Consider the following 17,750-nt stretch of genomic DNA (forward strand, 5'->3'; position numbering starts at 1 on the left):
AGGTTGCTTTTGTACTTTTATTTTAAATTTTTAACGGTACAGAAGAAACACGCTAGAAATCTTTCTTGATATTCTATTTAATTTTTCTTTCGACAATTGCTTCCGTTAATATTTGAGAAAAATTTAAACCTAACTCTCTATCAAACTTATCAGCCCATCTCGGTATCGTTAAAGTCTTTTTTACTAGTTCTTGATTTCCTAAATAGTTATTTACATTTACTCCTACCATAGAAACAAACGATTTTTTTGAATCAAATTTTAATTCAATATCTTTATCATCTTTGAAAGGATTATGTTCAACTAAAGATAAAGAATTTATATCAGATGATTTAGGTAAATCTATATCATTTTCGATACAATCAGCAGCATTCATTCCTAGCTACTCACTTGCCATTTCCAATGCATCACTAATATCTTTTCCTTGAGTACCAGACATATTTTAAAAATCTGGAAATATACAAAGTAAGGTGTACTAGTACCATCTGAATCATCATAATAAAATAACGCTGGGTAAGTCACTAACATGTTCATACCTCCAATTAAAAAAGCAGAGGCTGAGTATTATAACTCAGCTTGCTTTCTTATCCCTTTTTCAGTGAATTTATTTAGCTCACCATAGGGAATTATGATAGGTCTTTCTTCTTGTTTCTCCATTTTTACATAGGAACCTTTACCACCCTTTGTTTTTAACCAACCATGAGTGATAAGAAGTTTGAGCATCTCATATTGCGTCATCGGCATAGCGCTCTACCTCCTGACACAAATATTACAACACGTGTTACACGCATCAACCAAGAACAATGACCTTTCATCTCGCACGTTGCTATAACAAGAGTATATCTCCTAGACGTACCCTCGTTCCCCTACGTAAAACGGAGAAAGACTTCCTATAGTAGCATGTATAAAACAAACCGAAACTCGGTTTATTTTATTAGGAAATTTCGAGACCCAGGCTCGAAATTTAGCAATGAAACCAAAAGGAGTTGCTTGCGTCCTATGCTACTATTTTGGAAGTCTTTCGTAGTTTCCAACAAAAATTCTATCCTACTTCAATTCCGGAATATACTCCTCATCCCCATAATTGAAAAACAATTCAGTAGGTCCCTTTTGTTCAAAAATCTCTAACATTTGATCCAAATGCCATAATAGTTCCCGCTTCTTCAAATCTTCTAAAGAAATCCAAAACATATCTCCCTCAGAAGAAGAACGAAGCTTGCCAGTGTAATGACTTGTCTTGTATAAAAAGACAATATAACGTGTTCCATCTGGACGAATCCAATCTTTAATTCCACAAAACTCTAGCTGACTAATCGTTAGTCCTGTTTCTTCTTTAATTTCTCGAATGGTCGAGTCTACAATCGATTCCATTGGTTCAACATGACCTCCAGGAAAGATTAATCCTTGTGCATAACTCAAATTTTTCTCTTGCACTAAAACATTTCCCTCTTGATCATAAATCATACACATATTCGTCAATTCAGTATGAACGGTACGACTCATTTCCTAACTCTCTTTCTCTTTAAAAATATTGCAGAAATTCTCCATAACCTTCTTTTTCTAAATCTGCTTTTGGAATAAATCTTAATGCAGCAGAATTAATACAATAACGTAATCCACCTAATTCTTCAGGCCCATCTGGGAATACATGTCCTAAATGAGAATCCGCTTTTTGACTACGAACTTCTGTACGAACACGATTTAATTTATGATCTTCTTTTTCTGTTAATGTTGTATTTTGAATCGGTCTTGAAAATGATGGCCAACCACAACCTGCATCAAATTTATCTTTTGAACTAAATAATGGTTCACCACTCACTACATCTACATAAATACCTTCTTCAAAAAATTCATCATATTCTCCTGAAAAAGGACGTTCTGTCGCTTCATTTTGCGTCACTTCATATTGAATTTCTGTTAATCGTTGTTTTAATGCTTCTTTTGAAAAATCTGACATTTTTCTTCCTCCTAATCTTCAAACTTCCACTTCGATTGATGTGGATCTTGAATTCGTTTAAATAATTTTTCTAAATCTTTATTGCTTAAATGAACTAATACAGGTCTACCATGAGGACAATTATACGGATTTTTACATTTTGCTAAGTCCACTAATAATTGTTCCGCTTCAAGCGTTGTTAAACGATGATTCGCCTTAATCGAACCTTTACAGCTCATCATAATAGCAGTTGCCTTACGTAACTGTGCAACAGTTACTTTTTGATTTGAGAGAATTAAATCAATAATTTCTTCGATAATCTCTCTTTCTTCCCCCTGTTTCATCCAACTAGGATGGGATTGAATTTGAAACGTATGCGTACCAAATGGTTCGATTTCAATGCCAAATTCACGAATCATTTCTAATGATTCTTGTAATTTTAGCGCTTCTTTTTTTGAAAATTCCATGACAATTGGAATTATTAATGATTGACTTACTGGAGCTACTTCTCCAATAGAAACTTTAAAAATTTCATATTTAATCCGTTCCTGAGCAGCATGTTGGTCAATCATGTATAATCCTTTTTCATTTTGCGCAAATAAATACGTTCCATGCATTTGTCCAAAATAATGTAATTCTGGAAAATCAGTTTCAAAATTCTCTTCTTCCAAATCTTGAGATAATTTCCAATAGTTCGCTTTTTCTTGGTGGAAATCTATTCTGCAATCTTCACAGTTTTCTTTATTATGAGCCGTTATTTGGACTGGAATTTCCTCTGTGAGTGTTTCAGAAATATCTCCCTCAAATAAACTCTCTTCAGTTTCTAAAGGTAACTCTTTAGAACTCACCTCTCCACTCATATACGAAGAAGTTTCCTCCTCTTGTATCCACTCACTAGGAGTTTCTACTCGAATGGACGGCTGAACAGGTTTTAAGTCGAAGTTTAACGTTTTTTGTTCCACTACCGGTCGAGCAGTTGTCGATTCCGTTGATTTACGTTTAAACGATAAATCTTCCAATGATTCAGGAATTCGTTGTACCCCTTGAATTGACTCATGGATTGCTTTTTGAATAAGCGCTGAGAGTTCCACTTCTTTACTAATACGCACTTCTTGCTTAGTTGGATGCACATTGACATCGACTAATTGGAAATCCATTTCAATATCAATGACGGTAATTGGAAAACGTCCAACCATTAAGGTAGAACCATATCCTGCAACAATTGCTTTAGAAATAGCAATATTCCGAATCGAACGACCATTGATAAAAATCGAAATATAATTTCTATTAGATCTTGTTAATTCTGGTAAAGAAGTATATCCACTGACTTTGAAATCATCCTCTTCCCCACTAAACGCTAACATTTTACGAGCATTAGCAGGCCCTAAATTACCCGCAATGGCTTGACGTAAGTCACCATTTCCTACAGTTCGAATTAATTCATTTCCTTCATTTCTTAAAACGATGGAAATTGCTGGATGGCTGAGAGAGATTTTGCTCACAACATCTGTAATATGAGCAATTTCTGTTTGCAGTGTTCGAACAAATTTCAAACGAGCAGGTGTATTATAAAATAAATCTGAAACTTCAATGGTCGTGCCTTTTAATGGAGGTACTTGCGTTTCTTCTACAATAGTTCCTGACTCTACTTTTAACTGTATTCCTACTTCTTCTCCAGTTGAAGTCGTTACAGTTACTTTTGAAACTGCTGTAATACTCGCTAAAGCTTCTCCTCTGAATCCTAATGTTTTAATGCGAAATAATTGTTCAGGAGAGTAAATTTTACTCGTCGTATGACGGCGAATGGATAATACGGCATCCTCACGACTCATCCCCGAACCATTATCCGTAATTCGAATCAATTTTAATCCTGCTTCTTCGATTTCAATGACAATTCTTGTACTGCCAGCATCTACCGCATTTTCCAATAATTCTTTGACAACAGATGCCGGTCGTTCAATAACTTCCCCTGCTGCTATTTGATTGGTTAATAAAGCACTTAATTCTTTAATTTTCCCCATAGACTCACCCTTTCAGTCTTGTTTGCCATTGGTCGATACATTGTAACGCTTGAAGTGGCGTTAAATTCATCACTCGAACAGATTTTATCTCCTCTAACACTTCTTGGTCGAGATTACTTGTAAATAAATCCAATTGTTCTGATTCGACACATGGAATTTCAACAGTAGCACTACTTTCCACAACTTCCACTTCATCCTTTTCCACTGGAGCGTCTTCATGAAGACTTACATTCGCTTGCGAATTAGTTTCTAAAATCATTAAAATATTTTCCGCATGACTTAATAATGATGACGGTAATCCAGCTAATTTAGCGACATGAATTCCGTAACTCTTATCTGCTGGTCCTTCCATAATTTTATGAAGGAAGACCACTTCACCATCTTTTTCAATGGCTCCTACATGGACATTTTTTAAATCTTCATACGTATCACTTAAAGCTGTTAATTCATGATAATGAGTTGAGAAAAGGACTTTCGCACTTAAATGCTCATGAATATATCCAATAATGGCATGAGCTAGAGCCATCCCATCATAGGTAGCTGTTCCTCTTCCGATTTCATCAAATAATAATAAACTTGTTGAATCAGCTTGACGTAATGCTGTATTGGTTTCCATCATTTCTACCATGAAAGTACTTTGCCCTGAAATTAAATCATCTGCTGCTCCGATTCGTGTAAAGATTTTTGTAAAAATTGGAATTTTCGCACTTGTTGCAGGAACAAAGCAGCCAATTTGAGAAAGAATCACACACAGCGCCAACTGTCGCATATAGGTTGATTTTCCAGACATATTCGGCCCTGTAATTAATAAAATATGATCTTCTGGTGTCATTTGAATAGAATTAGGGACATAGCTAGAACGTCCCATTACCTTTTCAACAACCGGGTGACGACCATCGATAATTTCTAAGGAACGATCCATTAATGAAATCGTTGGTCTTGTTAATTGATATGCTTCACTGACGGTGCTAAACGACTGCAATACATCAATTGTTGCAACTGCTTTTGCTAATTCTTGTAATTGCTCCGTATAAGTTTTCACTTCTTCACGAACAGACACAAATAATTCATATTCTAGTAAACTTGATTTCTCTTCTGCTTCTAAAATCAACGCTTCTTTTTCTTTTAATTCAGGCGTAATAAAACGTTCCGCATTACTTAATGTTTGTTTTCGTTCATAGCGAGTATCATCTAATTGAGAAAGGTTCGCTTTTGTCACTTCGATATAATATCCAAACACTTTGTTATAACTAATTTTTAACGATTTAATTCCTGTAGTTTCTCGCTCCGTTTGTTGTAATTGAGCAATCCATTCTTTTCCATGCGCCATTGTTTCACGGTAAAGATCTAATGTTTCATGATAGCCTTTTTTAATAATATTTCCATCTGATAAAGAAACTGGAGCATCTTCATCAATCGCTCTTTCAATGCGTTCATATAATTCTGGGATGGCATGTAATTGTTGTTTTAACTTTTGCCATTTTGGATGGTTCAAACTATCTGCAATCGCTCTAAAGACAGGAACTTTCGCTAATGTTTGTTTTAATTGTAATAAATCTCTCGCATTAGCCGTTCCAAATGAAACTTTCCCAACAATTCGCTCTAAATCATACACACCTTTTAAGGCTTCAATGAAATCAATCCGTTCAAAATAATGTTGCGTCAAGCTTTCTACTAAATCATGTCGTTCTTCAATATCTGTTTGAAGCACTAATGGTTTTTCAATCCACTGCTTTAATAAACGAGCACCCATAGCTGTTTGAGTTTCATCTAGGAACCAATACAGAGAACCTTGTTTTTGCTGTGTACGAATCGTACTCGTTAACTCTAAGTTTCTTTTTGCTTCATAGTTCATGAATAAGTAAAAATCACGTTCATAATAACTCGCTTTTTGAAGGTGAGTGAAACTTTTCTTTTGAGTTTTTGCTAAATAAGACAATAACCCTTCCAGCACTTCATAGACATCTTCCTGTTCGATATCTTCTAGTAACGCATCAAAAGTTCCTTTTTGAATGTCTTCAGTTGATAAGGTAGATGGTAAAATATCAAAATACAGGCACATTTCTTCTAATGCTTCCGAAGAAAAATCCCCTACTTTCACTAATTCTCTCGTTTTTAAACTCGAACATTCACTACGCACTTCTTCCATCGATTGGACACAAGTCCCTTTTAATTCCCCTGTCGCAACATCGACATAGCCTAGGGCATAAGAATCTTGCGCCAATAATTTTAATGCTACTAAATAGTTATTAGCATGTTGTTGAGAATACTCCGTATAAGTCCCCGGCGTTAAAACTTGGACAACATCTCTTTTGACCATTCCTTTAGTAAATTTAGGATCTTCTAATTGTTCGCAAATGGCAACTTTCTTTCCATATTCAATTAATGTTCGAATATATTCTTTAGCAGAATGATGAGGAACTCCACACATCGGAATTGGATCTTTTGCATTTTTATTTCGCCTTGTTAATGTAATTTCTAATAGACGAGCTGCTTCTAGCGCATCATCATAAAATAATTCATAAAAATCTCCCAAACGATAAAACAATAAACAATCCGGATATTGTTCCTTAATCGAAAAATATTGTTCCATCATGGGCGTTCTCTTCGTTTTTTGAGGCATTTGTAAAATTTTCTCCTTTACTATTCCATAAATGGTTGATCTGGTGAAATTTTAATCGGTAAAATTTTCTTCACTTTTCCCGTTGCATCATCACATTCAATGAAACAAGCAGATAATTGAATATCATCAGGATCATATACTTCGAATCTTGTTGGTAATTGGTTTAAAAATTTACCAATAATCGCTTCTCTTTCCATTCCTAAAATTCCATTATACGGACCTGTCATACCAACATCACACATGACTGCCGTTCCCTGAGGTAAAATACGAGCATCATTCGTTTGTACATGCGTATGCGTTCCAATTACAGCTGTCACTTTTCCATCTAAAAACCAAGCCATCGCTTGTTTTTCACTTGTTACTTCAGCATGAAAATCCACAAAAATAATGGGCGTTCTCTTACAAGCAGTTTCAATGAGTGACTGAATCACTTGGAATGGATCATCTAATGTATTCATAAAGACACGACCTTGTAAGTTAATCACACAAACTTCCACTTGATTACACTTCACAAATACCATCCCTTGCCCTGGAACTCCTGCTGGATAATTTGCTGGACGAACCAACTTCTTTGCATCATCAATAAATTCAAAAATATCACGATTATCAAAAGCATGGTTTCCTAATGTCACAACATCTGCACCCGCTTGTAATAATTGCTTATAAATTTTCTCCGTAATGCCCTTTCCATTCGCAGCATTTTCCCCATTGACAATCGTTACTTGAGGTTTATATTTTTTCTTTAATTTTGGTAAATAATCTTCAATTGCTTGACGACCTGGAGCACCAACAACGTCTCCAACAAATAATAGCTTCATGTGACTCCTCTTTCTATTTCATCTTCTATTAGTGTAACAACAAATGTTTTGAAATGGTAGTATTTTGCTGAAAGAAATTCGATTGGAATGAAAAAAACTCCTAAAGTTGAAGTGACCCCAAAAAGTTAGACTTTTTTGAGACGACTTAAGTCGTCTCTTTTTGATTAATAAAACAAAATGTATGAATAACCCCCTAGGGGGTTCGCGCCAAAATTTTTGGCGCGTTTTTTCTTGGAAATATTATTAAACTTTCAATTAGATTTACTAGTTAAGCAATACGAGCAGAGTTTGAATGAGTTATTCTGTAATTTACAGGACTTAGTCCATCCAGTTTAATTTTTATACGTTTGTTGTTGTAATAATCAATATAATCGATAATAGCTTTCTCTAATTCCTCAAGAGACTTAAATTCTTTTTCAAATCCATAAAACATTTCTGATTTCAAAATACCAAAGAAAGATTCCATCATACCATTATCTGCACTGTTCCCCTTACGTGACATAGACGGCTTTATATCTTTACTTTCTAAAAATCGATGATAAGAATCATGCTGGTATTGCCAACCTTGGTCACTGTGGAGAATAGTATTTTTGTATTTTTCATCTGTAAATGCCTCGTTTAACATTGCCTTTAGTTGATGTAAGTTAGGTGAACGAGAAAGATTGAACGCAATAATTTCACTGTTAAATCCATCTAAGACTGGTGATAAATATAGTTTCTGTTCACTACTTGGAATGGCAAACTCCGTTACATCTGTGTAACATTTTTCCATTGGTTTAGATCCTTCAAAATCACGTTGAATCAGATTATCTGATTTCTTTCCAACATCTCCTTGGTATGAATAATATTTGCGTTTACGACGAATACGGGCAATTAAACCAAGTGCTTTCATTAAGCGTTGTACCTTCTTATGATTCACTTTAAAGCCACGATTTCTTAATTCTAAATGAATTCTACGGTAACCATAGTTTTCCTTATGTTCTGTAAAAATATCTTGTATTTCATCTTTAAGCTGTTGATCCTTATCCGGTTGGTTCATTTGTTTTAAATGGTAATAGTACGTTGAACGAGCTAAATTAATTACTTTAAGAAGAATATCCAATGGAAATTCATTGATTAATTCTTGAACAATTTCAGTTTTTCTTCTTTCTCTTTTTCCTCCTTCAATCGTAGTTCCCTCAACTTTTTTAGAACAGCAATTTCCGCCTTTAAGTATAGATTTTCTAATTCAAGATGTTCTAATTCTGTCATTTCTTCTAATTTTTTCTTTGGCTTACGTCCCATTGAATTTGGTCTCCCTCTTGTTTTCTCAACAATAGTATACCCATTTTTCTTATATTGTGCTAGCCAATTTGAAAGTAGGGAACGATTAGGAAGTGCATAATCAATAGCCACACTTGTTTGTGAACGACCTTCTAAAAGAACTTTATTCATTATTTCCTGCTTTAGTTTTGGTGAATAGTAACGATTTTTTTCTTTTTTAACAATTTCTATTCCATATTGATCAATCAATCGAACTAAGTATTTAATATTAGAATCGGCAATATCGTATTTCTTTGAAAGATTCTTTAAACTTTCACCTTGTTTTCTTAGTTGATAAATTTCTATTTTATCTTCATAAGTTAATTTCATTAAAAAACACCCCAAAAGTTAGATTTTTCATGTCTAACTTTTGGGGTGCAGTACAAGTCTTCACTAGACCTCAAGAGTTTTTTCCCTCATTATGCAAATACTACTTGAATTAAAATCATATAAATCATCGTTGGAACAAAGATACTTAATAAGGTATTTTGCTTCCACCAATGTAACACTACTACACAAGCAATACTAATGAGTTCTGCTACCCCAAATGGCGCTTGTGTCCATGCTACATCTTTGACACAGTAAATGACTAATGTCGTCATAATGGCCTTAGGCAATACTTGCGCAATAAATTGCAAGCGAGGAGGTAATACATCATGATGACGGAACATCACATAGGGGAATAATCTCAATCCGAATGTTACAATAGTGGCAACCATCATGCTTAAAAAAATCATCATTGGTGTCATTTTGATACTTCCTCCTTCAATGAATGTTTCATATTTCTTTCAAAAATTATCATTAATAAAATTACTGTACAAGCTAAACTTGGTAGTAAGAAATATTTTGGACCAACTGTCATTAACCAGAATAAGGCACTACTTCCACCGATAAAGAATGGATAATAACGATCACTTTGCATGATTTGATTCACAACAATTAACACGAATAATGCCGTCATTGAAAAATCAATTCCTTTTGCTGAAAACGGAATAAAGTTACCAGCAATAACACCAACCATTGTTCCGAACACCCAGTACACATGATTTAAAAAGGCAAGATAGACGTGAACAATATCAGAATAAGTTCCCTCTTCCTCTTGTTTCATACCAACCATGACAGAAAATGTTTCATCCGATAAGGCAAAGATTAAATAGAATGCCTTCCATCCTAATCGCTTAAATAATTCAATAAAACTAATCCCATAAAACATCATACGAGCATTAATAATCAAGGTCATAATAGCAATCATTCCTAGCCCTAATCCAGCATTCATAAAGCTGACAATGGCAAATTGCATCGAACCAGCATACATAAAAATACTAGAAAATATTGCCCACCAACCGGAATAACCATCTTGTACCATTAAAATAGCAAAGGCAATTCCTAAAAATAAATAACCAAAGAAAATTGGTAATGATAATTTAAATGCTTGTTGCCATTCCTTCATTTCTTAGCTCCTTTTCTTTCATATACAAATGACAGTGTACCTAATCTTCTACAAGCTTGCAACTAATAACTATGGAAATCGCGTAATAAAATAAAATCGTAAAGTTTCAAAGTAACTTTACGGCCTAAATTATAGAACCAGAAGTTTTTACCGTATTTACAAAATACTTGTGAGTATCCAACTCTTTCAAATGGACCTATTGAAGGAATTAACAACAAGATTAAAGTACTTAAAAGAAACGCTTATGGCTACACTAGTTTCACTCATTTTAGAAATAGAATTCTACTAATGTCTAAACTATTTACTCCAACAACTAAAAAAGGAATTAAGCAACCTGACGCTGCTTAATTCCTTCACTAAAATTGTTTCATCAACCCTATTTGACAAAGAGCCAATTGTTTCATCAACCCTATTTGACAAAGAGCCAAAAATCTATACAGACCAATGCCTGTATAGATTTCATTTACTTATTCTTTTTTCTTAAAAGTATAAGTCCTGCTCCGCTTAAAGCTAACATGATTATATCCAAACCTATTCCTGGATCATATGTTTCTGGAGCTATATAATCTTGTGGAGGTGGCACTTCCTCTGATGAAGGTGGCACTTCCTCTGATGGAGGTGGTACTTCCTCTGATGAAGGTGGCACTTCCTCTGATGGAGGTGGTACTTCCTCTGATGGAGGTGGCACTTCCTCTGATGGAGGTGGTACTTCCTCTGATGGAGGTGGCACTTCCTTCGGTGGTGGTGGCACTTCCTTCGGTGGTGGTGGCACTTCCTTCGGTGGTGGTGGCACTTCCTTCGGTGGTGGTGGCACTTCCTTCGGTGGTGGTGGCACTTCCTTCGGTGGTGGTGGCACTTCTTTATCGATTATTGAAAATGTTTGGTCCTTATTTTCCAAATCATATTCTTTTCCTGCTAGAAGTCCATCTTCGAAGATTTCATAAGTTAAAACAAACTCATCTCCATTACTATATGCACTTGCGTCAAAAGTTATTGTTATAGATGCTTCACCTTTTGCTGATGTAAGTTTTCCTGTTTCATAAATTATAGGGTCTTTTGTTTTTACTTCTTTCCCACTTGCTTTATGAATTAGTTTACCTACAAATTTATATGATTTACCTTCACTTAGTTTATCAAATTCAATTTTATCAGTCACTTTTGTTTCTGTTGATTTATCTAAATTTTTGCCCTTTTGATTAGGATGAGAGGCATAAGTTTTGAAGTCAAATTTTTCATTAACTATTGTGAAAGTCGGGATACCTTGGCACGCTGTAGGTGGAATTTCACATCCACTTTCACTTCCACATCCACTTCCACTTCCACCTACAGAGCTTCCTCCTCCTCCTCCTACTACTAATTCAGGTACTGCTTGTGGGCTTATAGGTGGAACTTGTCCAGCTTCACCTCCACGTCCATGAGCAGGTATATTAGGTATATTAGGTTTTTCACAATCACCTTGATTGCCTTCAAAAATAAGCTTAGCTGGTTCTGTTATATTTTTCTCATTATCTCCAATATAGAATCTATCACGAATATCTCTTTTTATATAGAAAGTTTTTAAGCTATATCCGTTATTGGTATCTGTTCGTAGCTCTTCTACTTTATATACATCATCTACATTAGTCATTTCATCGCGGTAAACATTAATGTTGAATCCGTATTCATCTGAAAAAATTATATTTCCACCTTTAGAATCCTCTATTAATTTATAGGCTAAACGTTTTTTAGCGTAGTCAATTATTTTAGAATAATTAACTTTATTGAATTTTTCTGCATCTAGTTTTCCATAATTAATAGTAATTTCGTTCATTGCAGAATCAATTCTATATCCAGGATTTGTTTTTGTAATTTTATCAAAATAAATATCAAGTTTTAAAGATCCTACTCCATAATTAGTATGATAAAAATTAGTCGTAGTGTTTTCACCTTTATTAAGTTCTTCATATTTATAAAGATCTTTAACTATACCTTTTTCAAGAAACTTATCATTTGCATTTGGTGATGGCAGATCTGGTGGTCCATCTGATTCTCCTCCTAGAACTGGTGGTTCATCTTTATTTTGTGAATCGCCTGAAACTGGTGGTTTTTTTGGTCCTACTGGAACTGGTGGTCTTCCTGGTACTCCACCCGGAAATCTATGATTCCTAAAATCATTAATATTTCCAAATATATCAGGATTATCTTTTTCAGGGTCTATAATTTTCCCAGACTTTCTAAGTTCTTCAACTATTTTTTCTATCTCTTTTCCACTAATTTCTTCATATCTATTCTCTCTATTCTCAGGAAATAATCCGTATTCATCTTTATGAATATTCTCATTTTTATTCAAAAATAGTTTGTTGCTTTTGCCATTAGAGTCAGTTACTAAGATATGTGTTTCTCCTGTAATAAGATTTGTTATTTTAAAAGCGACTTTCATGGGATTTCCATTTTCATCTTTTTTAATTATAAGAAATCCATTTGTGGGTCTATAAAAAAAACCGCCACCACCACCGCCAGATGAACCACCCCCAATAGGTTCTGGAATTTTCTCTATTACTGTTTCATCTTCTTCTGTTGATGTTTTTGTTTGATTATCATTTTGAGTATTTTTATCTTCTACTACAGTTACAGTGTTTTCTGGTACTGTACTAGTATTTAGATTTTCAGATTCTGCTCCTACACTTGCTTTTGCTGGCAATAATAATAATAATAAAATTGTAAGAAAAAATATTTTTTTGAATTTTATATTTTGACTCATGTCTTTCATCTCCTTTCTTTATATATTTATCTTTGCTTTTATAGACAGAAACATTGTATTATTTTTTAGTGTTATTTCAAATCTTATGCTTTTTTTAATCCTTGTTTCTCGGCTTTTGAAATCATGACTCTTGCATAGTAGATTCTTAAGAATTTGTTTAAGCCTGCAAATTTATAAACTTTTTTGGTTTTTCTTTCTTTTTCTTTTTTTATCATGTATTTATATATTTCGTTTTCTGGACTTTTAGCACTTATCATACATTTCATTGCCTGGTAGCCTACTTTTCGTAGTATTGCATTTCCTCTTTTACTTATTTTCCTTTGATTTGCTTTAAAGTTTTCTAATTCATATGATGGTGCGTCTATTCCAACAAAAGATATTAGATATTTTTTAAATTTTAATAAGTCACCAAATTCTACTACTATAAATTATAGAACCAAAAGCACTACAGCAAAAATGCTTCCTTTTGAAAAGCCTCCTGATCCATGAGGGATTAGTTTTTTTTCTGGAAATGTTTAATGTATTGTTAGGAATTACTTCCTTTTTTACACTATTTATGGTACTAAAAAGAGAGCCGCATGTCTCTTAAGTTTTATTTTTGCAGTACAGCCTGTACCGTCATTCTGTCATCTAAGTAGGAACAAGTTGACAGAGTCAGAATCTTGTCTTCAAACTTAGGCAGTGGATAGTCTAGAATATTTTTGTCTTTAATTCTAGATAAAAAATCGCTCCATTTATCTTCATTATAGGACTTTGATCTGTAATCTTCGTAAGCCCCAACGTCATATACAGCAAATATCTTGTATACAAATCTTCCTTCCAAAGAATCTACTATTATATATGGATTCTTTTCAACGTACTCTCTATCCCTATACTTATTAAGAGCATTGAATACAAGTCCCGAACTTACGTTATGTCCGTAGAGGATAGTGTTTTGATCAGAGAAGTTATTGGAGTTTCTCGCATCCATGAATACCGATCCGAAAGGATGATAAGTGCCCGTGTAATCATGGTCAAGATAGAATGAATTGTCCTTTCCTTGTACGATAGGAAAATCCAAATCCAAATTTTCTATAAATATTCGTCCAATCACTTCTGGATATCGTTTGTTAAGTGACTCTACAATTTCTCTGCCCGCCTGAATCTCTTTTTCTTCTATATCATCATCAGAACTATCTATAATATCTCTAGATATTTCTTCCACCCTAGAAGAATAGTCCTTTTTCAAAATATTATAAGATTTATTATCCATCTGATAGTCGTAAATCTTATAAACGGACCAAGCGATTATTATTAGAAGGGGGATTTGTAGAAAATTTATTATCTTTTTTTTAATATAAATCCTCCTTAAAAATTAGTCTTTTTTATCTTCTTTCTTTTTCTTTTGAAGATAAGCAAGAAGTATTCCCGCAATACCTGTAGCGCCTACATATCCTCCGATTCCAGGGTCATAAGTCTTAGGAGCCTTTGAATAATCCTTCTTAGATGATTTTATGTTTTTACCTTTTACAGATTCAGAACCTTCGTTATCAGAAGCGTAATCTTCTCCAGGTTCTTTGAATGGGTCTTCACTTGGTCTACCTGGTTTATTTGGCTTTTCTCCTGGTGTACCTGGTTTGTTTGGCTTTTCTCCTGGTGTACCTGGTTTATTTGGTTTCTCTTCACCTGGCTTTTCTGGATATTTTGGATTTTCTTTACCTGGTTTTTCCAGATCTTTTGGATTTTCCGGTTTTTCTGGATCCTTACCTGGTGCTGGTGGGTTATCTGGTTTTTCGCATTTGCACTTAGTTCCCACTTTTACAATCTTCTTAACTGGTTTTTCTGTTACATTTTCTTCCCTAGAAACTTCCTTACTATTTTCGATAGTAATTGTAATTTCTTTCTTACCAAGTTTACCTTCTTGGGCTGTTTCAGTCTTTCCAGCTTCCATTTCAGGATCTTTGATAATTTCAACTTCGAAAGGAATTTCACTCTCAACTTTTACTTTGCCTTCAGTCTTAGAACCATATTCATACTTTGCATTAGTAGGTTCAGTTCTTTCAACTTTAGTTTCTATCTTACCTGTTTCCTTATTGAAAGTAGTTGTAATAGTAACCTTACCTGGAGTGCCGTCTTGAATTTTCTTAACTTCTCCGGCCTTCAATTCAGGATTGTATTCGTATTCTGTATCGTGAGGAATTTTCTCTTCTTGAACAACTGGCTTGATACCAACTTTTACAACTCTCTTAACTGGATCTTTAGTTTCTTCCTTGGTAACAAGTTTGTTTTGGTCTTTGTCATAAGAAGTTGTTATAGTAACTTTTCCTTTTTCTCCAGGTTTTACTTCTTCTTCCTTACCCATTTCAACATTTTCATCATAGATGTATTCAGTCACTAAAATTGTTTCATCAACCCTATTTGACAAAGAGCCTATTTTTTTATTTAAGTTAATGATAAATAAGTTGCCACTACATTTTCTACAGTAAATCCATAATCTTTCATAACTGTATTTCCGTTACCAGAAGCTCCGAATTTATCAATCGTTACTAATTCTCCATCGAATCCTACATAACGATGCCATCCTAAGCTTGCACCCATTTCAATAGCAACACGTTTACGAACTGAACTTGGTAATACTGCTTCTTGATATTCTTTTGATTGTTCTTCGAAGCGATTCATCGCAGGCATTGAAACTACTGAAACATCATATCCTGTTTCTCGTAATACTTTTTGAGCTTCTATTGCTAGATTCACTTCAGAACCAGTTGCGATAAGAATTCCTTCAGGAACTTCACCTTCTTGTTTGCTCACAACATATGCACCTTTATCAACTCCATCAAAAGCTAATTCCAACGAATGTTCTAATACTGGAAGATTTTGTCTAGATAGAACTAATAAGGATGGTCTAGTAGTATCTTCTAAAGCTGTTTTCCAAGCTGCGGCTACTTCATTTCCATCTGCTGGTCTAAAGACATTTGTATTTGGAGTTGCACGGAATGCTGCTAATTGCTCAATCGGTTCATGAGTTGGGCCATCTTCTCCAACAGCAATAGAATCATGCGTGTAAACATAAATTGTTGGTAATTTAGATACTGCAGCTACACGCATTGCTGGTTTCAAATAGTCTGAAAATACAAAGAATGTACCAATATATCCTCTTGTACCACCATGTAATAAAATACCATTTAGTGCTGCCCCCATTGAAAACTCACGTACACCAAACCAAATATTACGTCCAGCATAATTACTAGCTTCAAAATCAGTATCTGCTTTATTCATTGTATTATTTGAACAAGATAAATCTGCAGAACCTCCCCAGAATGATGGAATATGTTTTCCTAATTCTTGAATCACTTCTTGGCTTGTGACACGAGAAGCTTTTGCAGGACTGTTAAATTCATATTTTGGTAAGACTTCTTTCCAATCCACTTCAATTTTTCCAAAGAAAGCATCTTCGAATTGTTTCGCTAATTCAGGATATTCTTTACGATATGCTTCGAATAATTCTTGCCATTCTTGATAATCTTTTTCCCCAGTTTGTACTAATAATTTATCAAAACGATGAGCTACTTCTTCTGGCACTTCAAATGGAGCATATTCCCAGCCATAATTTTGCTTCATGATTTTAATACCTTCTTCTCCTAAAGGAGCACCATGAACTTTATTTGTTCCTTGGTTTGGAGCGCCGTATCCAATAATCGTTTTCACTTCAATTAAAGTTGGTTTTTCAGTTTCACCTTGCGCTTCTTCAATTGCCTCTGCAATTTCATCTAAGTCATTACCATCTTCAACTCGAATATAATTCCAACCTTGAGCAATAAAACGATCTTTCACACTCTCATTAAATGATTTTGATAATTCACCATCTAATGTAATATCATTTGAGTCGTATAATACAATTAATTTATTTAATTTCAAAGTACCTGCTAATGAAGTTGCTTCATAAGAAATACCTTCCATTAAATCCCCGTCCCCACACATCACATAAGTATGATGATCTACAATTGGAAATTCTGGACGATTGTAAGTTGCAGCTAGGTGTGCTTCAGCCATTGCCATCCCTACACCATTGGCGAATCCTTGTCCTAGAGGACCTGTTGTTGCTTCTACTCCATCAGTGTGACCGACTTCAGGATGCCCTGGAGTTTTACTATTAAATTGACGGAAATTTTTTACATCTTCAATTGAAACTTGATAACCTGATAAATGTAATAATGAATATAAAAGTGCTGAACCATGTCCACCTGATAAAACAAAGCGATCACGATCGACCCATTTAGATTGTTTTGGATTTACTTTTAAATATTTTGACCATAATACATAAGCCATTGGAGCAGCACCAATTGGTAACCCTGGATGTCCAGAATTTGCGGCTTGAATGGCATCCACACTCATTGTACGAATTGTATCTACCGCTAATTGATCTACTTTATCAAACATATTAACACTCCTATTCAAATAATTATTTTATTTATTTCCTATTTTGATGAAAAAATTATTCTTCGTTACGACTATGTAATCCTTTTTCTCTTTGAATTTGCTTCAATTTTTCAGGAGTTACATCATTACCGTCTTCATCGACAACTTTTAATCCTTCAATATGATTTTTCATTCCTCCACGGAACGCTTCTAAATATTCTTGACGTAATAACAATTGTTCTTCTTGCTCTACAGATGTTAATCCAACTGTTTTTTTCTTACGAGCTAATTCATTAATTCTCGCAATTTTCTTAGGATCTAACATATCAGACTTCCTTTCCTCATTTCTATTTCTACCTTTTTATCATACCATTATTTGTATAAAAAGAAAACACACTACCATGCGAACATTTGTTTGATTTAGTGTTCAATTTGTGCTATGATTACCTAAAAGAAATAGAGAAG

The 17,750-nt window shown here is 34.2% G+C and carries 15 protein-coding genes and 2 pseudogenes; 1 reads left to right on the forward strand and 16 read right to left on the reverse strand.

The window, feature by feature from the left end; genetic code table 11:
- Window positions 1–73: 73 nt before the first annotated feature.
- From LK443_RS08785 to LK443_RS08830, 10 genes and pseudogenes are all read right to left on the reverse strand, one after another.
- Window positions 74–525: pseudogene (locus LK443_RS08785) on the reverse strand (type II toxin-antitoxin system HicB family antitoxin).
- Window positions 526–561: 36 nt separating this feature from the next.
- Window positions 562–741: a type II toxin-antitoxin system HicA family toxin gene (locus tag LK443_RS08790; RefSeq protein ID WP_227931535.1), complete on the reverse strand. Its 180-nt coding sequence runs from the start codon at window positions 739–741 to the stop codon at window positions 562–564.
- Between the two features lie 303 nt (window positions 742–1,044).
- Window positions 1,045–1,500 carry an 8-oxo-dGTP diphosphatase gene (locus tag LK443_RS08795; RefSeq protein WP_227931536.1) on the reverse strand — a complete coding sequence of 152 codons (456 nt, stop codon included), beginning with the start codon at window positions 1,498–1,500 and terminating at the stop codon, window positions 1,045–1,047.
- Between the two features lie 19 nt (window positions 1,501–1,519).
- A complete protein-coding gene (gene msrB, locus LK443_RS08800; protein WP_227931537.1) occupies window positions 1,520–1,954 on the reverse strand; it encodes a peptide-methionine (R)-S-oxide reductase MsrB in 435 nt (144 codons plus the stop codon).
- Between the two features lie 11 nt (window positions 1,955–1,965).
- Complete coding sequence (gene mutL, locus LK443_RS08805; RefSeq protein ID WP_227931538.1) at window positions 1,966–3,954, reverse strand: DNA mismatch repair endonuclease MutL; 1,989 nt, start codon at window positions 3,952–3,954, stop codon at window positions 1,966–1,968.
- Window positions 3,955–3,958: 4 nt separating this feature from the next.
- Window positions 3,959–6,577: a DNA mismatch repair protein MutS gene (mutS, locus tag LK443_RS08810; RefSeq protein WP_227931539.1), complete on the reverse strand. Its 2,619-nt coding sequence runs from the start codon at window positions 6,575–6,577 to the stop codon at window positions 3,959–3,961.
- A gap of 20 nt (window positions 6,578–6,597) precedes the next feature.
- Window positions 6,598–7,395: a TIGR00282 family metallophosphoesterase gene (locus LK443_RS08815; protein WP_227931540.1), complete on the reverse strand. Its 798-nt coding sequence runs from the start codon at window positions 7,393–7,395 to the stop codon at window positions 6,598–6,600.
- 268 nt (window positions 7,396–7,663) lie between these two features.
- Window positions 7,664–9,027, reverse strand: a protein-coding gene (locus tag LK443_RS08820) for an IS3 family transposase (protein ID WP_227931110.1) whose coding sequence is annotated in 2 segments (ribosomal slippage) — window positions 7,664–8,586 and window positions 8,586–9,027 — 1,365 coding nt in all. Because the reading frame shifts where the segments join, the coding sequence is not laid out codon by codon here.
- Between the two features lie 89 nt (window positions 9,028–9,116).
- A complete protein-coding gene (locus LK443_RS08825; protein ID WP_227931541.1) occupies window positions 9,117–9,446 on the reverse strand; it encodes a branched-chain amino acid transporter permease in 330 nt (109 codons plus the stop codon).
- Window positions 9,443–10,147, reverse strand: coding sequence for an AzlC family ABC transporter permease (locus LK443_RS08830; protein ID WP_227931542.1), 705 nt, complete (start codon window positions 10,145–10,147; stop codon window positions 9,443–9,445). Before LK443_RS08830 ends, LK443_RS08825 begins: the two co-directional genes overlap by 4 nt.
- Before the next feature lie 144 nt (window positions 10,148–10,291).
- Here LK443_RS08830 and LK443_RS08835 point away from each other — a divergent pair.
- Window positions 10,292–10,495 (forward strand): annotated as a pseudogene (locus tag LK443_RS08835) (transposase); the annotation flags it as partial.
- 115 nt (window positions 10,496–10,610) lie between these two features.
- Here the strand turns inward: LK443_RS08835 and LK443_RS08840 are convergent.
- From LK443_RS08840 to LK443_RS08865, 6 genes are all read right to left on the reverse strand, one after another.
- Window positions 10,611–12,827, reverse strand: a complete 2,217-nt coding sequence (locus LK443_RS08840; protein ID WP_227931543.1) for a VaFE repeat-containing surface-anchored protein — start codon at window positions 12,825–12,827, stop codon at window positions 10,611–10,613.
- A 143-nt stretch (window positions 12,828–12,970) separates the two neighbouring features.
- Window positions 12,971–13,153 (reverse strand): hypothetical protein, encoded by a 183-nt coding sequence (locus LK443_RS09410; RefSeq protein ID WP_265416420.1) that lies wholly within the window; start codon window positions 13,151–13,153, stop codon window positions 12,971–12,973.
- A 326-nt stretch (window positions 13,154–13,479) separates the two neighbouring features.
- Window positions 13,480–14,229, reverse strand: coding sequence for a class B sortase (gene srtB, locus LK443_RS08850; protein WP_322563578.1), 750 nt, complete (start codon window positions 14,227–14,229; stop codon window positions 13,480–13,482).
- 12 nt (window positions 14,230–14,241) lie between these two features.
- The gene (locus tag LK443_RS08855; protein WP_227931544.1) at window positions 14,242–15,261 is read right to left on the reverse strand and encodes a G5 domain-containing protein; all 1,020 of its coding nucleotides are present in this window, start codon (window positions 15,259–15,261) and stop codon (window positions 14,242–14,244) included.
- 47 nt (window positions 15,262–15,308) lie between these two features.
- Complete coding sequence (gene tkt, locus LK443_RS08860; RefSeq protein ID WP_227931545.1) at window positions 15,309–17,306, reverse strand: transketolase; 1,998 nt, start codon at window positions 17,304–17,306, stop codon at window positions 15,309–15,311.
- A 55-nt stretch (window positions 17,307–17,361) separates the two neighbouring features.
- Window positions 17,362–17,610 carry a DUF896 family protein gene (locus tag LK443_RS08865; RefSeq protein WP_227931546.1) on the reverse strand — a complete coding sequence of 83 codons (249 nt, stop codon included), beginning with the start codon at window positions 17,608–17,610 and terminating at the stop codon, window positions 17,362–17,364.
- Window positions 17,611–17,750 lie beyond the last annotated feature (140 nt).

The sequence above is a fragment of the Granulicatella elegans genome (assembly GCF_020735385.1).
Taxonomy (GTDB): Bacteria; Bacillota; Bacilli; order Lactobacillales; family Aerococcaceae; genus Granulicatella; species Granulicatella elegans_B.